Annotated in this window: 15 protein-coding genes; 9 read left to right on the top strand and 6 right to left on the bottom strand. The window is 70.3% G+C overall.

The window, feature by feature from the left end; translation table 11 throughout:
• Positions 1–68: 68 nt before the first annotated feature.
• Positions 69–3,377 carry a S41 family peptidase gene (locus tag QSJ30_RS02585; RefSeq protein ID WP_285606221.1) on the bottom strand — a complete coding sequence of 1,103 codons (3,309 nt, stop codon included), beginning with the start codon at positions 3,375–3,377 and terminating at the stop codon, positions 69–71.
• A gap of 126 nt (positions 3,378–3,503) precedes the next feature.
• On the opposite strand from QSJ30_RS02585, the gene QSJ30_RS02580 reads away from it, so the two are divergent.
• The 3 genes from QSJ30_RS02580 to QSJ30_RS02570 are packed head-to-tail and all read left to right on the top strand — an operon-like array spanning position 3,504 to position 8,403.
• Positions 3,504–4,289: a transporter gene (locus QSJ30_RS02580; protein WP_285606220.1), complete on the top strand. Its 786-nt coding sequence runs from the start codon at positions 3,504–3,506 to the stop codon at positions 4,287–4,289.
• Positions 4,286–5,602: an exodeoxyribonuclease VII large subunit gene (gene xseA, locus QSJ30_RS02575; RefSeq protein ID WP_285606219.1), complete on the top strand. Its 1,317-nt coding sequence runs from the start codon at positions 4,286–4,288 to the stop codon at positions 5,600–5,602. The genes QSJ30_RS02580 and xseA overlap by 4 nt, the downstream gene beginning before the upstream one ends.
• Positions 5,603–5,661: 59 nt before the next feature.
• Positions 5,662–8,403 carry a protein kinase domain-containing protein gene (locus QSJ30_RS02570; protein WP_285606218.1) on the top strand — a complete coding sequence of 914 codons (2,742 nt, stop codon included), beginning with the start codon at positions 5,662–5,664 and terminating at the stop codon, positions 8,401–8,403.
• Between the two features lie 24 nt (positions 8,404–8,427).
• Here QSJ30_RS02570 and QSJ30_RS02565 read toward each other — a convergent pair whose 3' ends face one another.
• From QSJ30_RS02565 to QSJ30_RS02555, 3 genes are read right to left on the bottom strand one after another with little or no spacing between them, the layout of a single operon-like run.
• A complete protein-coding gene (locus QSJ30_RS02565) occupies positions 8,428–10,359 on the bottom strand; it encodes a PP2C family protein-serine/threonine phosphatase (protein WP_285606217.1) in 1,932 nt (643 codons plus the stop codon).
• A 7-nt stretch (positions 10,360–10,366) separates the two neighbouring features.
• Positions 10,367–11,113: a 3-oxoacyl-[acyl-carrier-protein] reductase gene (fabG, locus tag QSJ30_RS02560; RefSeq protein WP_285606216.1), complete on the bottom strand. Its 747-nt coding sequence runs from the start codon at positions 11,111–11,113 to the stop codon at positions 10,367–10,369.
• 50 nt (positions 11,114–11,163) lie between these two features.
• The gene (locus QSJ30_RS02555; RefSeq protein ID WP_285606215.1) at positions 11,164–12,183 is read right to left on the bottom strand and encodes an alpha/beta hydrolase; all 1,020 of its coding nucleotides are present in this window, start codon (positions 12,181–12,183) and stop codon (positions 11,164–11,166) included.
• 173 nt (positions 12,184–12,356) lie between these two features.
• On the opposite strand from QSJ30_RS02555, the gene QSJ30_RS02550 reads away from it, so the two are divergent.
• The 6 genes from QSJ30_RS02550 to QSJ30_RS02525 all read left to right on the top strand — a co-directional run bounded on the left by QSJ30_RS02550 (position 12,357) and on the right by QSJ30_RS02525 (position 18,200).
• A complete protein-coding gene (locus QSJ30_RS02550; RefSeq protein ID WP_285606214.1) occupies positions 12,357–12,839 on the top strand; it encodes a MarR family winged helix-turn-helix transcriptional regulator in 483 nt (160 codons plus the stop codon).
• A gap of 38 nt (positions 12,840–12,877) precedes the next feature.
• On the top strand, positions 12,878–14,230 hold the full coding sequence (locus tag QSJ30_RS02545) for a TolC family protein (protein ID WP_285606213.1): 1,353 nt from the start codon (positions 12,878–12,880) through the stop codon (positions 14,228–14,230).
• Positions 14,231–14,241: 11 nt separating this feature from the next.
• The gene (locus QSJ30_RS02540) at positions 14,242–15,354 is read left to right on the top strand and encodes an HlyD family secretion protein (protein ID WP_285606212.1); all 1,113 of its coding nucleotides are present in this window, start codon (positions 14,242–14,244) and stop codon (positions 15,352–15,354) included.
• Positions 15,351–15,785 carry a GxxExxY protein gene (locus QSJ30_RS02535; protein WP_285606211.1) on the top strand — a complete coding sequence of 145 codons (435 nt, stop codon included), beginning with the start codon at positions 15,351–15,353 and terminating at the stop codon, positions 15,783–15,785. Before QSJ30_RS02540 ends, QSJ30_RS02535 begins: the two co-directional genes overlap by 4 nt.
• Before the next feature lie 159 nt (positions 15,786–15,944).
• Positions 15,945–17,507 carry a DHA2 family efflux MFS transporter permease subunit gene (locus QSJ30_RS02530; RefSeq protein ID WP_285606210.1) on the top strand — a complete coding sequence of 521 codons (1,563 nt, stop codon included), beginning with the start codon at positions 15,945–15,947 and terminating at the stop codon, positions 17,505–17,507.
• Positions 17,508–17,534: 27 nt separating this feature from the next.
• Positions 17,535–18,200, top strand: a complete 666-nt coding sequence (locus QSJ30_RS02525) for a hypothetical protein (protein ID WP_285606209.1) — start codon at positions 17,535–17,537, stop codon at positions 18,198–18,200.
• Positions 18,201–18,337: 137 nt separating this feature from the next.
• On the opposite strand, the gene QSJ30_RS02520 is transcribed toward QSJ30_RS02525, so the two are convergent.
• Entirely contained in the window at positions 18,338–18,859 is a 522-nt protein-coding gene (locus QSJ30_RS02520; protein WP_285606208.1) for a ferritin-like domain-containing protein, read from the bottom strand.
• 11 nt (positions 18,860–18,870) lie between these two features.
• Positions 18,871–19,746, bottom strand: a complete 876-nt coding sequence (locus QSJ30_RS02515; RefSeq protein ID WP_285606207.1) for a 2-oxoacid:ferredoxin oxidoreductase subunit beta — start codon at positions 19,744–19,746, stop codon at positions 18,871–18,873.
• Positions 19,747–19,750: the final 4 nt, after the last annotated feature.

Genomic DNA, 19,750 nt, shown 5'->3' with positions numbered 1-19,750 from the left:
AGCCCTTGTGGTTACATCTATTGCTCAGGATATTTCCGGCACGAATCGCAGTGGTATGACCACCAGACCTATTTCGTTTTCACGGGGTCCGCCGGCCGCTTGGGCAGGTGCATGGGCTTCTCGGCCATGCGCTTCAGCACCTCCTGCACGCCCCGCTCCAGCTGGCGGTCGTGGCCCGCCAGCATCGACGCGGGATCGTTCTCCACCTCGATGTCGGGGGTCACGCCCTCGCCCTCGATGATCCATTCGCCCGTGGGCGCATTGGTGCCGGACTGCGGGACGAAGACGCTGCCGCCGTCGATGAGGGGCGAGTTGCCGCCGCCCACAACGCCGCCCCAGGTGCGCTTGCCGATGAGGGGGCCGAGGCCCGCGAAGCGGAAGTGGTAGGGAAAGATGTCGCCGTCGCTGGCGCTGGTCTCGCTGATGAGGGCCGCCATGGGGCCGTGGAACACGGTGGAGGGGTAGGTGCTGGGGATGTCTCCCGCGTAGCCGAAGCGCGTGCCCAGCAGCTTCTTCCCGAGCCGGCCCAGGATCATCTGGCTGATGTTGCCCCCGCCATTGGCGCGCACGTCCACCAGCAGGCCCTCCTTGCGGATCTGCGGGTAGTACCACTTGATGAACTCGTACAGGCCGGGGCCGCCCATGTCGGGGATGTGGAGGTAGCCCACCTTCCCGCCGCTGAGCTTGTCCACGGTCTCCTTCGAGCGCAGCACGAAGTCCAGGTAGCGCAGGCTGGCCTCGCTCTGGATGGGCTGGTAGGTGACCTGCCGGGCCCCCTCGAGGCTGGGCTTGGCGTTCAGCGTCAGCGTCACCGAGAAGGTCTTGTTCCGCAGCAGCTGGTAGGGGCTGGTGTCGGCCTTCAGCTCCACGCCGTCAATGGCGAGGATGTAGTCGCCCTCGCGGGCGTCCACGCCCGGCTCCGTCAGCGGGCTGCGGTACTTGGGCTCTTCGTTGTGGCCGCGGTAGATCTGGGCCAGGCGGTAGCGGCCCGCGGCGGCATCCAGCTCGATGCGGGCGCCGGGCAGGCCCACCCGGGCGCGCTCGGGCAGGAACTGGTCGCCGCCCTCGGTGTAGGTGTGGCCGATGTTCAGCTCGGAGATGAGCTCCGTCAGCACGTAGGTCAGGTCCGAGCGGTGCGTGACGTGCTGCAGCCAGGGGCGGTACTGCTCGCGCAGGGCCTTCCAGTCGTAGCCGTGCATGTTCTTCACGTAGAAGAAGTCGCGGAAGCGCCGCCAGGTCTCGTCGTAGACCTCGCGCCACTCCTCGGCGGGGATGCGGTCCACGTAGAGCTCCTTCGTGGAGACGGTCTTCTTCTCCGTGGCCTTGGGCTTGGCGTCGATGAGCTGGAACGAGGCCGCGGGGCCCTGGCCGGCCCGGGCCAGGATCTTGTTCCCGTCCTGGCTCAGCACCCAGCCCTGCGCGCCCGCCAGCAGCTCGCTCTCCTGGCGCTTCTTCAGGTCGAAGATCCAGAGACCGCCGCCGCCGGGCCGGCGGCCGTTGGCCTCGCCGTACACGAAGGGCTCCTGCTTGCTGTAGAGGAGGAAGCCCTTCACGGCCTCCAGGCCGGCCAGGTTGTCCGCGGGCACGGGCACGCGCACGCCGCGCTGCTCGAAGCCGTCGAAGTCGATGCGCACAGCCGCCGCCGGGGCCTTGGCGGTCTCCGGCTTCTTCCCGCCCTCCTCCTTCTTCGGGCCGTCCTCCTTCTTCTCAGGCGTCACACCCACCTCGTCGCTCTCCGGCGGGAAGGGATGGGGCACGTCCTTCCGCAGGGCGTAGGCCACCACGTCCAGGTTGCGGCTGCCCGCGTAGTCGAACTCCAGGGTGCTGATCTGCGGGGCGTAGTCCCGGCGGCTGAGGGCGTAGAGGTACTTGCCCTCGGGATCCCAGGCGGGGTCGGTGACGGGGAACAGCTCGCCCGTGAGGCGGTGGAGCTGCTGGTCCGCCAGGCCCCAGACCTGGAGGCTGCGCGTGCCGTTCAGGTTGGCCAGGGAGAAGGCCAGGAACTGGCCGTCCGGCGACCAGGCCAGGTCCCCCACCCGCGCGAAGGGATCCTTCGCCGCCTTGGTGAGCTTGCGGTCGGCCACGCCGAGGACGTAGACGATGCCGTCCTTGTCCGTGAAGGCCAGGTGCTTCCCGTCCGGCGCCCAGAGCAGGGCGTTCAGCTGGGCCGTCAGCCCGGAGGTCAGCGCTTCGGACTTTCCCTTGCCGTCCTGCGCCACGAGGTAGACCTGATCCTCGCCGCTCAGGTCGGAGATGAAGGCCACCTTCTTCCCGTCCGGCGACCAGCGGGCCTGCCGGTCGTGGGCGCCGGAGCTGTTCGTGAGGTTGCGCACGGGGCCCTTCTCGATGGGCACGGTGAACACGTCGCCGCGGGCCACGAAGAGGGCGCGCTCGCCCTTGGGCGACAGGGCGAAGCCCTCGATGTTGCGCTCCACGCTGATGCGCGCGGGCCGCGAGGCGCCGCCATCCGTGGGCACCGTGATGGCAAGGCCCTTGTCGCTGCCGTCCTGGGTGTTCATCACCCGCAGCTCGCCGTTCAGCTCGTAGACGATGCGCGACTGGTGGTCGCTGGAGGGCCAGCGCACGTCCCAGGTCTTCTGGAAGGTGAGCTGCTGCACGGCGTCCGTGGCGGGATCCACGGCGTAGAGGTTCAGCTTGCCGTCGCGGTCCGAGGCGAAGTACACCTTGTCGCCGATCCACATGGGATCGCGCTCGGTGCGCGGGCTGGCGGCGATCTTCTTCTGCGCCTTCGTGGCCAGGTCGAAGACGTAGAGATCCTGCGCCCAGCCGCCCTGGTAGCGCTTCCAGTGGCGGAAGTCGCGGAACATGGGCGCGTAGGCGATGCGCTTGCCGTCGGGCGAGAAGGTGCCGGGCCCCGCGGTGGGCATGGGCAGCTTCGCCGGCAGGCCGCCCTTCAGGCTCACGGTGTAGAGGGCCGTGCGGCTCAGCACGCCGTCGGCGTCGCTGCCGGCGCGGAACAGCACGCTGGAGCCATCCGGCGTCCAGCCCACCACCTGGTGGTCGTAACCGCCCCGGGGCGGCATGGGGCCCGCGGCGGGATCAAAGGTGAGCTGGCGGGGGATGCCGCCTTCGCTGGGCATCACGTAGACCTGCTCATCACCATCGTACTGGCCCGTGAAGGCGATCCACTTGCCGTCGGGGCTGAACTTCGCAAACAGCTCCAGGCCCGGATGGGCCGTCAGCCGCGTGGCCGAACCGCCCGTGCTGGCGGCGGTCCACAGGTCGCCCCCGTAGGTGAAGACCACCTTGTCCCCGTGGATGTCCGGGAAGCGCAGCAGTTTCGTCTGGGCCTGCGCCACGCCAGTGCAGGCGTACGCGAGGACCAGGCAGCGGAGGAGAAGGGCGCGTCCAGGCATGGGAACCACCTCGATGGGAAGGATGGAATGGTTCGCCATTGTATTACGAGGTAGATCAACCGAGGCCATCAAAAACCCCCGGGCCCATGGCCCCGGCCGGACCCAGATCCGCTAGCCTGAATGGCCATGCGCATCCCATTGGCCTTCTGCCTCATGTTCTCCGGCTTTCTGCGGGCGGAGGAACCACCCATCGAGGTGAACCCCAACCGGCCGACCTTTGCCAATCCGGCCCTCACCACACAGCCGGGCGTCGCAGAGCTGGAATGGGGTCTCCAGCGGAGCACCCTCCGCGACGACGGCCCCAGCTTTGGAACGCCCACCCTCCTGAAATTGGGTCTGGCGAAGGATCTGGAGCTTCGCCTCTCATGCCCGGGCTACCTGCGCCTGGAACCCGCGGGCGCGCCTGCAGTCTCGGGGTTGGGTGACTTCAATCTGGCCGTGCAGTGGTGCTACCTCCACGATGGCCTGTTCGGCATGGATCAGGCCATCCAGGTGGCCCACACCTTCCCCACGGCCTCGTCGGCGCAGGGCCTCGGCAACGGCGCCCCGATCGACATTCTCACCCTCCTGTTCAGCCGGGATGCGGGGCCCTACCACATCGATGTGAACCTGCTGGAGTCCTGGATCGGCCTCACTCCCGATGCGGGAGGGGGCCGCGCCACTCAGACCGCGGGCACCGTTTCCATCACCCGCAACCTGAACGACGCCTGGTCCCTCACCGGTGAACTTTACGCCCTCCAGGCCACCCCGGTGAATGCGCGCATCGCCTCCAACCTCTGGGCCGTAGCCTACAAGGCGTCGAAGCGGCTGGTGCTGGATGCGGGCGTGGATGTGGGACTGACTCAAGGAGCGCCCCGATACACCGTCTTCGCGGGGCTCACGGTGGGCCTGGGACGCTTCCGCAAGCCATGAGTGACTCGGCGCCTCTCTCCGTCAAGCGCCTGCTGGAGCAGGTAAAGACCAAGCTGGAGCCGCCGTTCGCGGCGGTGTGCGTGGTGGGGGAGGTGTCGAATTTCCGGGGCTCGGGGAAGCACTGGTACTTCACGCTGAAAGAGGAGGGCGCGGCGCTGTCCTGCGCGGTGTGGGCGGGGCAGCAGCGGTTCCTCCAGCACAGGCCGGCGGATGGGCAGCGGGTGGTGCTGAAGGGCAGCCTCAACCTCTATGTGGCGGGCGGGACGATCACGCTGGCGGTCACGCACTGCGAGCCCGCGGGCGTGGGCGACCTGCAGGCGCGGCTGCGGGCGCTGGAGGCCGACCTGCGCGCCCAGGGCCTCTTCGACCGGCCCAAGCGCCCCCTGCCCCGCTTCCCGAAGAAGCTCGGCATCGTGGCAGCCATCGGCGGCGCGGCCCTGCGCGACGTGCTGGAGGTGACGGCTCGCCGCGCGCCGGGCATCGACCTGCTCATCGCCCCCGCGGCGGCCCAGGGCGAGCGCTGCGTGCCGGAGACGCTGCTGGCCATCCAGGAGCTCCAGGATCCCTACTGGGGCTGCGAGGCCCTGCTGCTGGTGCGGGGCGGCGGCAGCCTGGAGGACCTCTGGGCCTTCAACGATCCGGAGCTGGTGCGCGCCGTGGTGGACTGCCGCATCCCCGTCATCACCGGCGTGGGGCATGAGATCGACACGACGCTGGTGGACCTGGCGGCGGACCGCCGCGCCGCCACGCCCAGCCAGGCCGCGGAGCTGGCCACGCCGGACCGCGCGGCCCTGGGCGCGGAGCTGCGGCGGCGGGTGGAAGCCCTGACGGCCAAGACCGCCTGGCGTCTGCGGGGCCTGGAAACGACGCTCAACCTGCTCACGGACCACGGCCTCCAGCGGGCGGATCCCCTGGCGGTGGTTGAAACGCGCCTGGCCGCCCTGGGCCAGCGCCTGGCCCTGGCCCACCCCAGCCGCGGCCTGGATGCCGCCGGCGGGCGGCTCGCCCTGCTGCGCCAGCGCCTGGGCCAAGCCGCCGGGCGCGCCGCCGGGGACCTGGACCTGCCGCGGGTGCATGCGGCCCAGCGCGCCCTGGCGCCGGCGGTGCTGCGGGGCCTCCAGCAGCGGGGCCAGCGCCTGGCCGTGCTGGGGGAACGGCTGCGGGGCCTGGATCCCACCGGCCCGCTCCAGCGAGGCTTCGTGCTGGCCCTGGATGCCGAGGGACACCCCGTGACCGCGGCGCAGGCCCAGCCCGCCGGGGCGGCCCTGCGCCTGCGCTGGCGGGATGGCGAGCGGAAGGCCCGACTGGAGTGAACGGACAGCCATCGGGAATCCCACCGTGTGATAAGGTAAAAAAAATCGCCGGTGCCCAAATGTCCAATGAAACCGATGCCGAGTCCGTGCCCTCCCACCGGAGGCGGATTCTGGAAGCCGGCACGCAGGTGGGGCGCTTCCGGGTGGAGGCCCTGCTGGGCACGGGCGGCATGGGCGAGGTGTACCAGGCCTGGGATCCCACCCTGGAACGCAGCGTGGCCCTCAAGGTCCTGCGGGCGGGCGCGGATCGCGAAGCCACGGCGCCGGAGCGGTTCCGCCGGGAGGCCCTGGCCCTGGCCCAGCTCAACCATCCGAACGTGTGCCAGGTGCACGACTGGATGGAGAGCCCCAGCGGCACCTACATCGCCATGGAGCTCATCGAGGGACGCACCCTGGACCAGGCGGGGCCCGAGCTCACCGTGCGCGAGAAGCTCCAGGTGGTCAGCGCCGTGGCGCATGCGCTGGAAGCCGCCCACGCGAAGGGGCTGATCCACCGCGATCTGAAGCCCGGCAACATCATGGTGGCCCAGGCACCGGGGACCCGGAAGCTGCAGGTGAAGGTCCTCGACTTCGGGCTGGCGCGCCTGGTGGAGCCCACGGGCCCGGGCGACACCCGCAGCACGCCCTCAGGGGTGCCGACCCTGGAGACCCTCAAGGCCATGGAGGAGGAGGGGCGGGGAAAGACCGGCCCGGAGGCCTCGGGCAACCAGGCCTGGGAGCGCATCACGCAGGCGGGGACCTTCATGGGCAGCCCGAGCTACGCGTCCCCGGAGCAGATCCAAGGCCAGGCGGCAGGCTCCTCCAGCGACGTGTTCTCCCTGGGCATCCTGGGCTGGGAGCTGCTCGCGGGCGAGCATCCCTTCCCCGGTGAAGGACGGGCGCGGATGGTGGCCATCGTGCAGGGCAGCCACCGGGACCTCAAGGTCCGGGGTCTGCCCTCGGGGGCCGCGGAGCTCCTGCTGTCCATGCTGGAGGCCCATCCCTTCAAGCGGCCCACCGCGGCCCAGGTGGGCCGGCGCCTCGACCATCTGCTCCGCCCCCGCAGCGCCCTGCGCTGGGCCGGCGCCTCCGCCCTGGCCGCCCTGGCCCTGGCCGCGGGCGCGAACTGGTTCACCTCGCGGGGGATCATCGCGGACCTGACCCGCGAGCGGCCGGCGCGGCTGGCGGTGCTGCCCTTCACCAACGCCACCGGCGACGCCCACCTGGATTCCCTGGCGCAGCTGATGCTGCCGCAGATGCTGGAGACCTCCCTGGGCGCCCAGGCCAAGCTCGCGCCCGTGGATGCCGACAGCCTGGCCCGCGGCCGGGCGGCCCTGCGCCTGCCGCCCCGGGGCCCGATCCCGCAGGATGACCAGGCCCGCCTCGTGTCCGCCATGGGCGCCCAGCTGGTGCTGCGGGGCACGCTGTCCCGGGGTGCGGGCAGCTCCGTGGTGCTGGCCTACGAGCTCCAGGACGCTTCCGGCAAGGTCCGCCACGTCGGCGAGGCCCGCGAGGCCAGCGACCGCGCGGCGGTGTCCCTGCCCCTGGCCCGCAAGGTGGCCGCGGAGCTCATCAAGGCCGTGGATCCCCTGGCCTCCCAGCCCAAGGCCATGCTGCCCGTGGCTCCGGAGGCCCTGGAGGCCTACATCCGCGGCGCCGACCTCATGGACCGGGGCGACTTCAAGGAGGCCGCCCCGGCCTTCCAGGCGGCGGCACTGAAGGCTCCGGAGTTCGCCCCGGCGGTCCTCGGCTATGCCCGCTGCCTCAGCCGTCTCGCCGACGTCCCTCCCGAGCCCGTGTTCCAGTGGGCCCGCTGGTCCGCCCGCGCCCAGGGGGACCGGGTGAGCGAGATGAAGGCCCTCCACTACCTGTCCGTGCGGCACGGGGACCGCGGCCAATGGGAGGCCTCGGACCGCCTCGGCCGCGAGGCCCTGGACCTGGCCAAGTCCCTGGGCGAGACCGCCTTCGAAGCCGGCATCCACGCCACCCTCGGCGTGAACTTCCAGCGCCAGCACAAGCCCGCCGAGGCGGAAGCCGAGTACCAGCAGGCCCTGGCCATGTACCAGCGCCTGGGCGACAAGCTCAACGCCACCCGGTCCCTCAACAACCTGGCGGTGATCGAGAAGGAGCGCGGCCACCTCAAGGAAGCGGAGGCCCGCTACCAGAGCGCCCTCCAGACCGTGCAGGCCTACGGCGACCGCTGGGGCGAGTCCTTCATCACCAACAACCTGGGGGATCTGGCCCTGGCCCAGGAGGGCGGCCTGGACCGGGCCGAGACCTTCTTCCGCAAGGCCCAGGCCCTGCGCGAAGCCATCGGCGACAGCAACGGCCTGGTCTACTCCCTCATGGGCCTGGCCAGCGTGGCCCAGGCGCGGGGCGACCTGGACCGGGCCGAGGGCCTGGAGCGCCAGTGCCTCGAGCAGGCCCGGAAGACCCAGCTCCGGCCGATGGAGGCCACCGCCCTCTACAACCTGGGGGAGATCAACCGCGATGCCGGCCGCTACGAGGCGGCCCGCATGTTCTACCGGCAGTCCCTGGCCCTCCACCAGGAGCTCCGGGACACGCTCATGGAGACCCACTGCGTGGCGGCCGAGGCCGAGTGCATGGCCCGGGAGGGCCGGCGCGGCATGGCCCGCGCCCTGCTCGACCGCAGCCGCGCGCTCTCCACCGAGGAGACGCCCTACATCCTCCGCGCCCAGGCCTGGCTGGCCCGCAGCGAAGGCCGGCTGGACGAGGCGAAGCTGCTCTTCGCGAAGGCCCTCGGCGGAGCCCGCATCCAGGCCCCCGAGATCATGCGGGAGCTCCGGGACGCCCAGCGCTAGGGATTCGGCGCTAGGGATTCGGCGCTAGCGTTTCAGGATGAGCAGGGTGAGGTCGTCCGCCAGCGGGCGGCCCTGGGTGAAGGCCACCACATCGGCCAGGATGGCGGCCTGCATATCTTCGAAGGAGCCGGCGAGCAGCGCCTCCAGGCGGTCTTCGCCATAGAAGGTGTCATCCGGCGCCTGGGCCTCGGACAGCCCGTCCGTGTAGAAGATCAGGCTGTCACCGGGTTCCAGGATGCCTTCGCTGGGCTCCAGCGTGTCCTTGAACCGGGTGGCGCTGAGGCCCACGCCCAGGCCGCGCGGGTGGAGGCGCGCCACGCCGCCCTCCGCGCGGCGCAGGAAGGCCGAGGGATGCCCTGCCCGCACGAACTGGTAGCGGCCCGTCCGCGGGTGGAAGGTGCCGTAGGCCAGGGTGAGGAAGAGGCGGCGGTCATGGCCCTGGCACCAGATCGCGTTGAGCCGGTCCGCCACCTCCGCCGGGCTGAGGGCCTGCTTGTCCAGGGCCGACAGCACGCCTTTCGTCTCCGCAGCGTAGAAGGCGGCGCTGGTCCCCTTCCCGCTCACGTCCAGGATGAGGAAGGCCAGGCTCCCGTCCGCCAGGGGGAACAGGTCGTAGTAGTCGCCGGCCACTTCGCGGGCCGGCAGGATGGTGGCCCGCACCGACGGCAGCCGCAGGGCCTCCAGATCCGGCAGCAGCCGCATCTGGACCTCCCGGGCCACGCGGAGCTCCTCCTCCATGCGCAGGCGCTCCTCGCGCTCGGAGGCCGCGGTCTGGAGGCGGGCGGCCATGTCGTTGAAGGCTGCGGAGAGCTGGGCCACCTGGTCCCGGCCCCTTGGCCAGATCCGGGCGGAGAAGTCGCCGAGGCTGAGGCGCTTCACGCCGTCGTGCAGGCCGTTCACCGCCCGGCCCAGGGACCAGGCCAGGACCAGCCCCAGGACCGCCGCCACCGCCTGGGCCAGGAACAGGCCCATCAGCGTCAGCGCGACCACGACGATGGCCTTCACCGTGCCCGCGGCCAGCGCCTGGCGCTCGCCGGAGCGGAAGCCCGCGAACAGGGCGTAGAGGTTGGTCTCGGGCGTGGCGGTCAGCACCATGGGCCGGCCCGTGGACCAGTCGAGGATGGGGAAGGCCAGGGGCGGCAGGTTGAAGGGCGCGAACAGGCCCGCCCCCTGGAGCGGCTGGCCCTTGGTCCAGCTCGCGAGAGCCTCCCGCTGGCCCACGAGGATGGGCGCCTCCTTGTCCGTGCGCCGGTCGCCGGCCTTGATCTGCAGCGTGTCCCCGCCCTCGCGGCCTGCCTTCCGCGGGGTGAGCTGGAACACCACCTGGCCCCCGGCCAGCGCCTGGGCGCGGTCGCCCAGCACGCCGAGGTTGAGCGACAGGATCCGGTAGCCGCCGGCCTCCTTCCGCACGGCCCGGAGGTAGGTGTCCTTGCGGCTGGCCGCCGCCTCCGCGTCGTGGCTGTCGGCCCAGACCATGCCCACGAAGGTCTCGCCCACGCCCTCGGGAAGCGCGCGCGCATGGTCCACCCAGGCGCCGCCGTAGGTGCGGAGGGTCTGCAGGGCGGCGGCATCGGAGGCCTCCCCATTGGCCGTCTTCAGGGCCTCCTCCCAGGCCGCCAGCGTCTGCTGGGTGGAGCGGCTCACCTGTGCGCCGAGCCCCAGCCAGCTCAGCGCCAGGAGCATCAGGCCCAGGGCCACCACGGGGAGCACGGACATGAGGGCGAGGATCACCCAGAGGCGCCGCGACACCCGGAACAGCAGCCGGTCCCAGATCCAGCGCAGGGCCCGGCCGACAAGCACCAGGCCGCCCACCCAGGCCAGGAAGGCCGCGCAGCCCGAATCCACGGGCTTGAGGGCCAGCGGCAGGCCGAGGACCACCAGCACCCACGGCCAGTGGCGCCGGAAGCGGAAGGCGGCCCAGCCGCGGCGGATCAGGTCCTTCGCGCGCTGGAGCATGGGGGCCTCAGGCCATCAGCATCCCGCCGTTGACGCTCAGCACCTGGCCCGTGATGTAGCCGGCCTCGTCGCTGGCCAGGAACGCCACGGCGGCGGCGATGTCATCGCCGGTGCCCATGCGGCCCAGGGGGATCTGCTTGGTGAACTCCGCCTTCACCTCGTCGGAGAGGCCCGCGGTCATGGCGGTCTCGATGTAGCCAGGCGTCACGGCATTGGCGGTGACGTTGCGGCTGGCCAGCTCCCGCGCCACGGACTTGGTGAGGCCGATGAGGCCCGCCTTGGCGGCCACGTAGTTCGCCTGGCCCGCGTTGCCCATCTGGCCCACCACGGAGGCGATGTTGATGATGCGGCCCCAGCGCTGCTTCATCATGGGCTTGGTGGCCGCCTGGATGGCCGTCCAGGCGCCCTTGAGGTTGGTGTCGATCACCGCGTCCCAGTCCTCCTCCTTCATCTGGATGAGCAGCTTGTCGCGGGTGATGCCGGCGTTGTTCACCAGGATGTGGATGGCGCCATGGCGCTCCACCGTCGTGGCGACCGCGGCCCGCACGGAGGCCCCGTCCGACAGGTCGGCCGCGAGCACGTCGGCCTTGCCGCCGGCGGAGGTGATGGCATCCGCCACCGCCTGGAGCTTGCTCAGCGTCCGCGCCGCGCAGACCACCGTGGCCCCCTGGGCGGCGAGGCGCTTCGCGATGGCTTCGCCGATGCCCTGGCTGGCGCCGGTGACGAGGGCGATCTTGCCGTCGAGGCGGAACATGGAACCTCCAGAGATGCGAGGGTCCAGTCTAGCAAGGCGTCCGGTCCGCGCTATTTCAGCGCCTTCAGCCACTGGGCGAGCGGGGTCAGATCGGCCAGGGGCGTGCCGTCCCCATAGGCGGTGGCGGCGGATCGGCCATCGAGCGAAGCCCGGGGGCGAGTCTCCCGCTTCAGGAGGTGGTTTGCCTCGGGCACCTGGATGACCGTGCCCTTGAACCCCGGGGGCACGGCATCCGGCTTCCAGGTCTGCACATCCCGGTCGCCCCAGACCACGGCGCAGGGCACCGGCAGGCGCTGGGCCAAGGCCCAGGGGTCCAGGTCGAGCGTATCCCGGACAAAGCCCCGGCTCTCGGCCTGGGCCAGCGCCCGCGCCAGCCGCAGCACGCCAGGGGCCACCTGGGTGCCGGCCTCGGGCAGGGGCTTGTCCTGGCGGATCGAGGCCTCGGCCGCCTCCAGGTAGCCGAGGTTGGCCGTGGCCACCTCGCCGGGGGCCCCGGCCGCATCCAGCTGGGCCTTCACCTGGGCCAGGATCACGCGGCCCATGCTGAGGCCCGGCATGGCCAGCAGCAGGGCCGCATCCGCCTCCCCGGCGGCCAACAAGGACAGCAGCGCGCCCTCGCTATGGCCCACCAGGAGCAGCTTCTTCCCCCGGGCTTCGGGCAGGGACCGCGCCGCCTGCATTGCCGCCCGGATGTCGCCCACCTGGGCGTCCAGGGAGATGTCCAGCTTGGGATCCTTCGACCCGATGAACCGCTTGTCGTAGCGCAGGGAGCCGATGCCCTGGCCCTGCAGCCAGGCCGCGAAGTCGCGCCCGCCGTGACTCGGCGTCGGGATCAGGGGATTGGACCAGTCCCGGTCCGTGGGGCCGGAGCCGGCCACCATCACCGCGAAGTAGGAATGGGCGCCGCCCGCCTTCACGCTGCCCTTCAGCGGAAAGGCGTTGAAGCCCGGGAAGGCCAGCTCGCGCCCGGGCCCTGGTTCGGACTGGGGCCGGGCTGGTGCCGGCGCGGGGACCACCTGGGCGAACGCCGCCAGGCCCGTGATGGGTAGACATAGCCAGGCAGGGTTCATGAGGCCTCCGGGGTCGCGGGGATCCCCGTCCATGGTAGACGAAGGGCCGGCCCCTTCTTTCAATGGGCCGGGAGGAGGGGAAGTTCGCAGCCCCCCGTTGACAGGGGGCGGAAAGCTCTTCAATATTGCTGCTCTGGCAGTGAATGCTTAGGCATCAAATTGGGGCCCTTCCCATGAAGACTGATCCAAAGGCGGCCGAGCCGCTGTACACCCCCGAGAACTACAGCCCCGAGGAGAGCCTCGGGCGCCTCATCGCCGATGCCTCCCGGCGGATCCTGGCCGGGTTCGATGACGAGATGGCCAGCCAGGGCATGGGCATCACCGGGGCCCAGTGGGTGATCCTCATGCGCATCGCCCGGGGCTGCGCCTCCACGGCCGCCGAGCTCTGCCGCTTCGGCCACTGCGACACCGGCTCCATGACCCGCATGCTCGACCGCCTGGAGGAGAAGGGCCTGATCCGGCGCGTCCCCAGCAGCAAGGATCGCCGGGTCACCCACCTGGAGCTCACGGACGCGGGCCAGGAGCTGCTGCCCCATCTGCCCCCGGTCGCCATCAAGGTGCTGAACGCCCACCTGAAGGGCTTCACGCGGGAGGAGCTGGAGCAGCTCAAGGGCTTCCTGAACCGGATCCGGGCCAACAGCGAGCCGTCCGCATGAGCGGCCCAAGATCAATCCCCGAACGGATGGAGGCTCCCATGTCCCGCACCAGCTCCCGCGTCCTGTCCGTCCTGCTGGGGACCGGCGCCGCCTGGGCCCAGGTTCCTCCTCCTGCCCTTCCTGCCCCGTCGGTCAGCCCGTACCCGACCGTGCAGCTCACCCTCGCCCAGGCCCTGCGGACCGCCCTCGACCAGAACCCCCGGGTGCAGCAGTCGCTGCTGGCCATCGCCGAGAGCGGCGACGACCGCCGGGCCGCCGCCGCGGCCCTCATGCCGCAGGTGGGTGCCCAGGCCTACGGCCAGCGGGCCAAGAACAACCTGGATGCCTTCATCGGAGTCCCCACCCCCGGCGGCCCCCAGGTCGTGGGCCCCTTCAACTGGGGTCAGGTGGGCGTGGAAGCCCAGGTCTCGCTCTTCGACCTGAGCCTGTGGAAGAAGTGGCGGGCCTCACGCCATGCCGAAGATGCCACCCGCGCCCAGGGCCGCGCCGTGCGCGAGGAGATCGCCGCCCTGGTGGTGGGCCAGTACCTGCGCGCCCTCCGCGCCGGCGCCTCGGTGACGGCCGGCGAGTCCCGTGTGGAGCTGGCCGAAGCCCTGGCCAAGCTGGCGGAGAACCAGCAGAAGCAGGGCGTGGGCACCAGGCTCGACACGCTGCGCTCGCAGCTGCAGCTGCAGACCGAGCGCCAGCGCCTCATCCAGGCCCAGACCCAGCGCCTCACGGCCCTGGCCGGCCTGGGCCGCCTGCTGGACCTGAAGCCCGGCACCCGCATCGAGCTGGCGGATACCCTCACCGCACCCGCGCTCCCCACGGCCGGCTTCGACCAGGCCTACGAGGCGGGCCTCGCCCAGCGCCCCGAACTTGCGGCGCTCGAGGCGCGGGAGAAGGCCGCCGAGAACCTGCGCCAGGCCGCCCAGGGCCTGCGCCTGCCCACCCTGGTGGCCACCGGGGCCTACGGCTCCACGGGCCTCCAGTCCCAGCCCTGGGCGACCACGTACCAGGTGTCCCTGGGGCTCCGCGTGCCCCTCTTCACCGGCGGCCTGGTGTCCTCGCACATCTCCCGCGCCAAGTCCGAGCAGAGCCGCGTCCAGGAGGCCCGCCGGGATGTCCGCGCCCAGGTGGGCTACGAGGTCCAGGTGGCCCAGGCCGAGCTGGACGCCGCCGCCCACGAGGTGGAGGTCGCCAACCTCGCCGTCAGCCTGTCCACCGAGGCGCTCACCCAGGCGAGGCATCGGTTCGAGGCCGGCGTGAGCAACAACATCGAAGTGATCAACGCCCAGGATGAGCTGGCCCGCGCCACCGACAACCAGATCAGCGCCCTCTACCGCCTGAACCAGTCCCGCGTGGACCTGGCCCGCGCCACCGGCCAGCTCGAACAGACCTTCGCCCGCTGATGGAGAGTTCCATGAATCAAGATGCGCCCACCGTCCAGGACACCCCCAGCGGCGCCGCTGCCGCCGGCATCTCCAAGGCCATGAGGGCCCTCCTCATCGGCACGCCCATCGCCCTCCTCGTCGGCGGCGGGCTGTGGTTCTACTCCCGCAACCGCGTGAGCACGGACGACGCGCAGGTGGACGGCCACCTGGTGCCCGTCTCCTGCCGCGTCTACGGCACCGTGGACAGGGTGCTGGTGGAGGACAACCAGGCCGTGAAGGCCGGAGATCCCCTGGTGGCCGTGGACCCGCGTGACATCCAGGCCCGGCTCGACCAGGCCCGGGCCGCCCTGGCCCAGGCCAAGGCCCAGGTCGAGGGCGCCCGGGCCGATCTGGAGCGGGCCCGGGTGGCCTTCCAGCAGGCCCGCGGCTCGGACCTGGAGACCGCCAAGGCCAACCTGGATTCCAAGAAGGCCAGCCTCGACAAGGCGAAGTCCGATGTCCAGCGCATGAAGCCCCTGGCGGAGCGGGAGGAGATCTCCGCGCAGCAGTTCGACGGCATCCGCACCCAGGCCGAGGTGGCCGACGGCGACTGGCGCGCCGCCCAGCAGCGCATGGGCTCCCTCCAGCGCGAGGCGGATATCCGCAAGGTGGCCGTGGGCGCCGCCGAGGCCCGCCTGGCCTCGGCCCAGGCCCAGGTGGAGCAGGCCCGCGCCAGCCAGGAGGGCCTGGAGCTCCAGCTCGGGTACACGAAGATCCTCGCCCCCGTCGACGGCGTCGTGACCCGCAAGTTCGTCGAGGCCGGGCAGACCATCCAGCCGGGCCAGGGCCTGATGACGCTGATCCCCCTGCACCAGACCTGGGTCACCGCCAACTTCAAGGAGACCCAGCTCGCGAAGATGAAGCCCGGCCAGGAGGCCGAGGTCAAGATCGACATGAACGGCATGGTGCTCAAGGGCCACGTGGATTCCATCGCGGGCTCCACCGGCTCGCGCATGAGCCTGCTGCCCCCCGAGAACGCCGTGGGCAACTTCGTGAAGGTCGTCCAGCGCATCCCCGTGAAGATCCACATCGACGAGGCCGAAGCCCGGAAAGTCACCCTCCGCCCCGGCATGAACGTCGAGGCCACGGTGATCCTCAAATGAAACCACTCTCGCAGAGGGTCACAGAGGAAGCAGAGGCACGCGGAGATTTCCCCCATGGGGGCATCACCGAGTCCATTATCGGCGCGGCCATCAAGGTCCAGCGGTCCCTGGGGCCGGGACTGTTCGAATCGGCCTATGAAGCATGCCTGATCCATGAACTCCAGCAATCCGGACACACCATCACCACCCAGGTTCCCCTCGATATCCACTACGGCGACCTGCATGTTCCGTGTGCTTATCGACTAGACCTCATCGTGGATGACGTCGTCATCGTGGAGCTTAAGACAGTGGAGCGCCTCCTGGATATCCACCGCGCCCAAGTCCACAGCTACCTTCGATTCTCCGGGAAGGCCGTCGGGCTCCTGCTCAATTTCTGGGCTTGGCCGCTGAAGGATGGGGGGATCGAGCGGATCGTGAGGAGCAGGCCGTGATCCGCACCGCATCTGTTCGAGCCATGCTTTCAAAAGGAAAATACTCACGCAGAGGGCCGCGGAGGCAGCAGAGATCCGCGGAGAAGAAGATCTCGCTCCTGATCCATTTCTCTCCGCATTCTCCTTTCCCTCTGCGTCCCTCTGCGTGAGTTTTTCTCTATGAGCTCCCACCGCACCATCAACCCCTGGATCATCGCTCTCACGGTGATGATCGCGACCTTCATGGAGGTCCTGGACACCAGCGTGGCGAACGTGGCGCTGCCGCACATCGCGGGGGATCTGTCGGCCACCGTGGAGGAGACCACCTGGGTGCTCACCTCGTACCTGGTGGCCAATGCCGTGGTGCTGCCCCTGGGCGGCTACTTCTCCAGCCACATGGGCCGCAAGCGGTTCTACCTCACCTGCGTGAGTGTCTTCACGGTGGCCTCGCTGCTCTGCGGCATCGCGCCATCGCTGGGCTGGCTCATCTTCTTCCGCGTGCTCCAGGGGCTGGGCGGCGGCGGCCTGCAGCCCATCTCCCAGGCGATCCTCGTGGAGACCTTCCCCCACGAGAAGCGCGGCGCGGCCATGGCCGTCTACGGCATGGGCGTGGTGCTGGCGCCCATCATCGGCCCCGTGCTGGGCGGCTGGATCACGGACAACTTCAGCTGGCACTGGATCTTCCTCATCAACATCCCCGTGGGCTTCCTGTCCTTCACGCTCACCAGCGCCCTGGTGCAGGACCCCCCGACCTTCCACCGCATCTCCCTCAAGGAGGGCGCGAGGTTCGACTACTTCGGCATCGGCATCCTCACCCTGGGCCTGGCCTCGCTGGAGATCGTGCTGGACGAGGGGCAGCGCAAGGACTGGTTCTCCTCGGGCTTCATCGTCTTCTTCGCCATCGTGGCGGTGGCAGCGCTGGTCTTCGCCGTGCTCTACGAGCTGCGCAAGGACCGGCCCATCGTGGACTTCCGCCTGATGAAGGACCGCACCTTCGCCGTGTCCATCCTCATGCTCTTCGTGCTGGGCTTCGTGCTCTACGGCAGCCTGGCGCTGCTACCCATCTTCCTCCAGACCCTGCTGGGCTACACGGCCCTGTTGAGCGGCTGGGTGCTGAGCCCCGGCGGCCTGGCGGTGATGTGCATGATGCCCATCGTGGCCATGCTCCTGAAGAAGGTGGATACCCGCTGGCTGATCGGCTTCGGCTTCTTCACCTGCGGCCTGGGCCTCATCCAGATGTCGGGCTTCAACCTGCAGGTGGACTTCCGCACGGCCATGTGGTCGCGCGTGGTCCAGAGCCTCGGCTTCGCCTTCCTCTTCATCCCCATCAACGTGTCGGCCTTCCAGCACATCCCACCCGACAAGACCGCCTACGCCACGGGCCTCATGAACCTGGTGCGCAACATCGGCGGCAGCACGGGTATCGCCCTCGCCACCACCATGCTGGCCCGCCGGTCCCAGTTCCATCAGGCCAACCTCATCGGCCACCTGTCGCCGGGCAATCCTGCCTATCAGGGCTTCCTGGACCGGACCACCCAGCTGGGCGTTCTGCGCGGCGGCCTGTCGCCCACGGACGCCGCCCACCTGGCCCAGGGCGCCGCCTACGGCACCGTGGTGAAGCAGTCGAGCATGATGGCCTTCTCTGACACCTTCTGGTTCATGGGCATCCTCTGCTTCTGCCTCTTCCCCATGCTCTTCCTCATGCGGCGGAGCCTGGCCACGGGGCCGGTCCACGTCGACTGACCGGCGCGGGCGGGTACCATGGACCCCATGAGCCTGCGGACCCTGCCCCCCTCCGAGCGCGCCTTCGCCACCTTCGTGATCCTGGCCCTGGCGGCCTTCCTGGGAAGCGGCCTGGTCCACACGGCCCGCCAGGAGCGCGCCGGGACGGTCCAGGCCCCCGCCGCCCGGCCCCGCCTCATGGCCGTCCTCGAAGGCGTGATGGCCCCCAACACCAGTCCCGCGGAGGCCGCGATCTTCCGGACCTGGGTGCAGGGCGGCGCCACCCGCGAGGGCTTCGCCCCCGTGGAGGCCGTCGTCGCCAACAACTGCGCCAGCTGCCACGCCCCCGGCGGCCAGTTCCCCCGGATCACCAGCTACGAAGACCTGCGGCCCCTGGCCCTGGAGGAGGCCTCGGACAGCCTCTTCGCCACGATCGGGACCCGGGGCCTGCACCTGGCCGTGTTCCCGCTGGTCTTCCTGGTGGCGGTCGTCGGCTACCTGCGGCGGACCGGCTGGAAGGGCCGGACCATCCTCGTGGGCGGCTGCGCCGTGGCCGTGCTGTTCGATGCGGGCCAGTGGTGGCTGCGGCAGGGGCATCCGGGCCATGCCTGGGCGGCCTGGACAGGACTGATCTTGCTGGCTTTGACCTTCCTGGCCCTGGTGGCTGTGGTGCTGGCGGATCTCTGGCACGGCCCTGCCGAACGCAAGGGATAAAAGAGCACCACCAAGACACCAAGAAAAGAAAAAGCAGTTCCTCTCGCTTATCACCTGCGGTGATACGCGAGGCAAAAAGAAACTTGGTGCCTTGGTGTCTTGGTGGTGAAAGCTTTTGGCGGTTCGAGCGAACGATCCTACTGGGCCGCGGGCTCGTCCACGAAGTCGTCGTCCGACAGGCCGCTGTCCGGGGGGAGCTTGGCCAGCTCGGCCTTGACGAGGGTCTGGTGCTCGACCTCCTCGTCGCGCAGCTCCTCGAAGAGGGCGCGGACCTTCGCATCCTTCAGGGCGGGGAGGGCCGCCACGAAGAAGGCGTGGGCCTTGACCTCGGAGGCCAGGGCCGCCTTCATGGCCTGGCGCGGACTCATGAAGGCGCGGGCCGCGTCGAAGTCCGGCGCCTCCACGTCGAAGATCATGGCCCGGGTGACCGTGCGGGCCGCGGCGCCGAACAGCTGGCTCCGGCGATCGGCCAGCTCCTGGCCGTGCTTGGCCTCGTTGACGGCCATGAGGCGGAAGAAGGTCGCCGCCTCCGGCGTGCGGTGCTGCTCCATCTGCGCCGCGAAGTCCTCGTAGCGCTCCTTGGCCTCCTCCTCGATCAGGACGGCCAGATCGAGGGCATCCATGAGGCTCAGGCTGGCAAAATCGATCCGCGTCGCCATGGTCGGCTCCCTCACTTCTTGATGAAGAGATCCAGGATGCGCTCCTTGGGAGGGGCGCCCTGGGACAGCTGGGCCTGGCGCTCGCGGATCAGGGCGTCGTAGGTCGGCGGCGGCTCGGGGTTCTTGTAGAACACGCCGAGGTGCATCTTGGATCCGTAGTGCTGGGCCAGGTCCATGGCCGCCAGGCGGTCCGCCGGATCGTGGCCGATGGCCGCGAGGCTCTCGCTGATGGCCTTGAGGCCCTTGATCTGCTGGGCCTCCTCGCCGTAGGTGACGCAGGGGGACTGGACGTTCACGAAGGCGAATCCGGGGTAGCGGATGGCCTCCTCGAGGGTGGCGGCCATGCCCGCCAGGTCCGTGGGCGAGGCCTGGGCCACGAAGCCCGCGCCGTAGGCCAGCACGTAGAGGAGCGGGTTGACGGGGTTCTCGAGGCTCCCGTAGGGCGAGGTGCAGGTGGTGCGGCCCTTCTGGGAGGTGGGCGAGAGCTGGCCCTTGGTGAGGCCGTAGATCTGGTTGTCCATCACGATGTAGGTGATGTCGATGTTGCGGCGGATCAGGTGGGCGATGTGGCCGCCGCCGATGGAGAAGCCGTCGCCGTCGCCACCGGCGGCCAGCACCAGCAGGTCGGGGTTGGCCAGCTTGATGCCCTGGGCGATGGGCAGGGCCCGGCCGTGGACGGTGTTGAAGCCGTAGGCCGTGGTGTAGCCGGGGATGCGGCTGGAGCAGCCGATGCCCGAGATGAAGGCGACCTCGTGGGGGGCGCGGCCGATGGCGGCCAGGGCCCGGTAGATGCCCTGCACCACGGAGTAGTCACCGCAGCCGGGGCACCAGATGGGCTTCAGGTCGCTCTTGAAGTCTTTCGCTTGGAATTCGCAGGTGGCGCTCATGGTG

The organism is Geothrix edaphica, from assembly GCF_030268045.1.
Lineage (GTDB): Bacteria > Acidobacteriota > Holophagae > Holophagales > Holophagaceae > Geothrix > Geothrix edaphica.
Note: the sequence above shows the minus strand (reverse complement) of the source record. Positions and strands in the feature narration are given on the sequence as shown.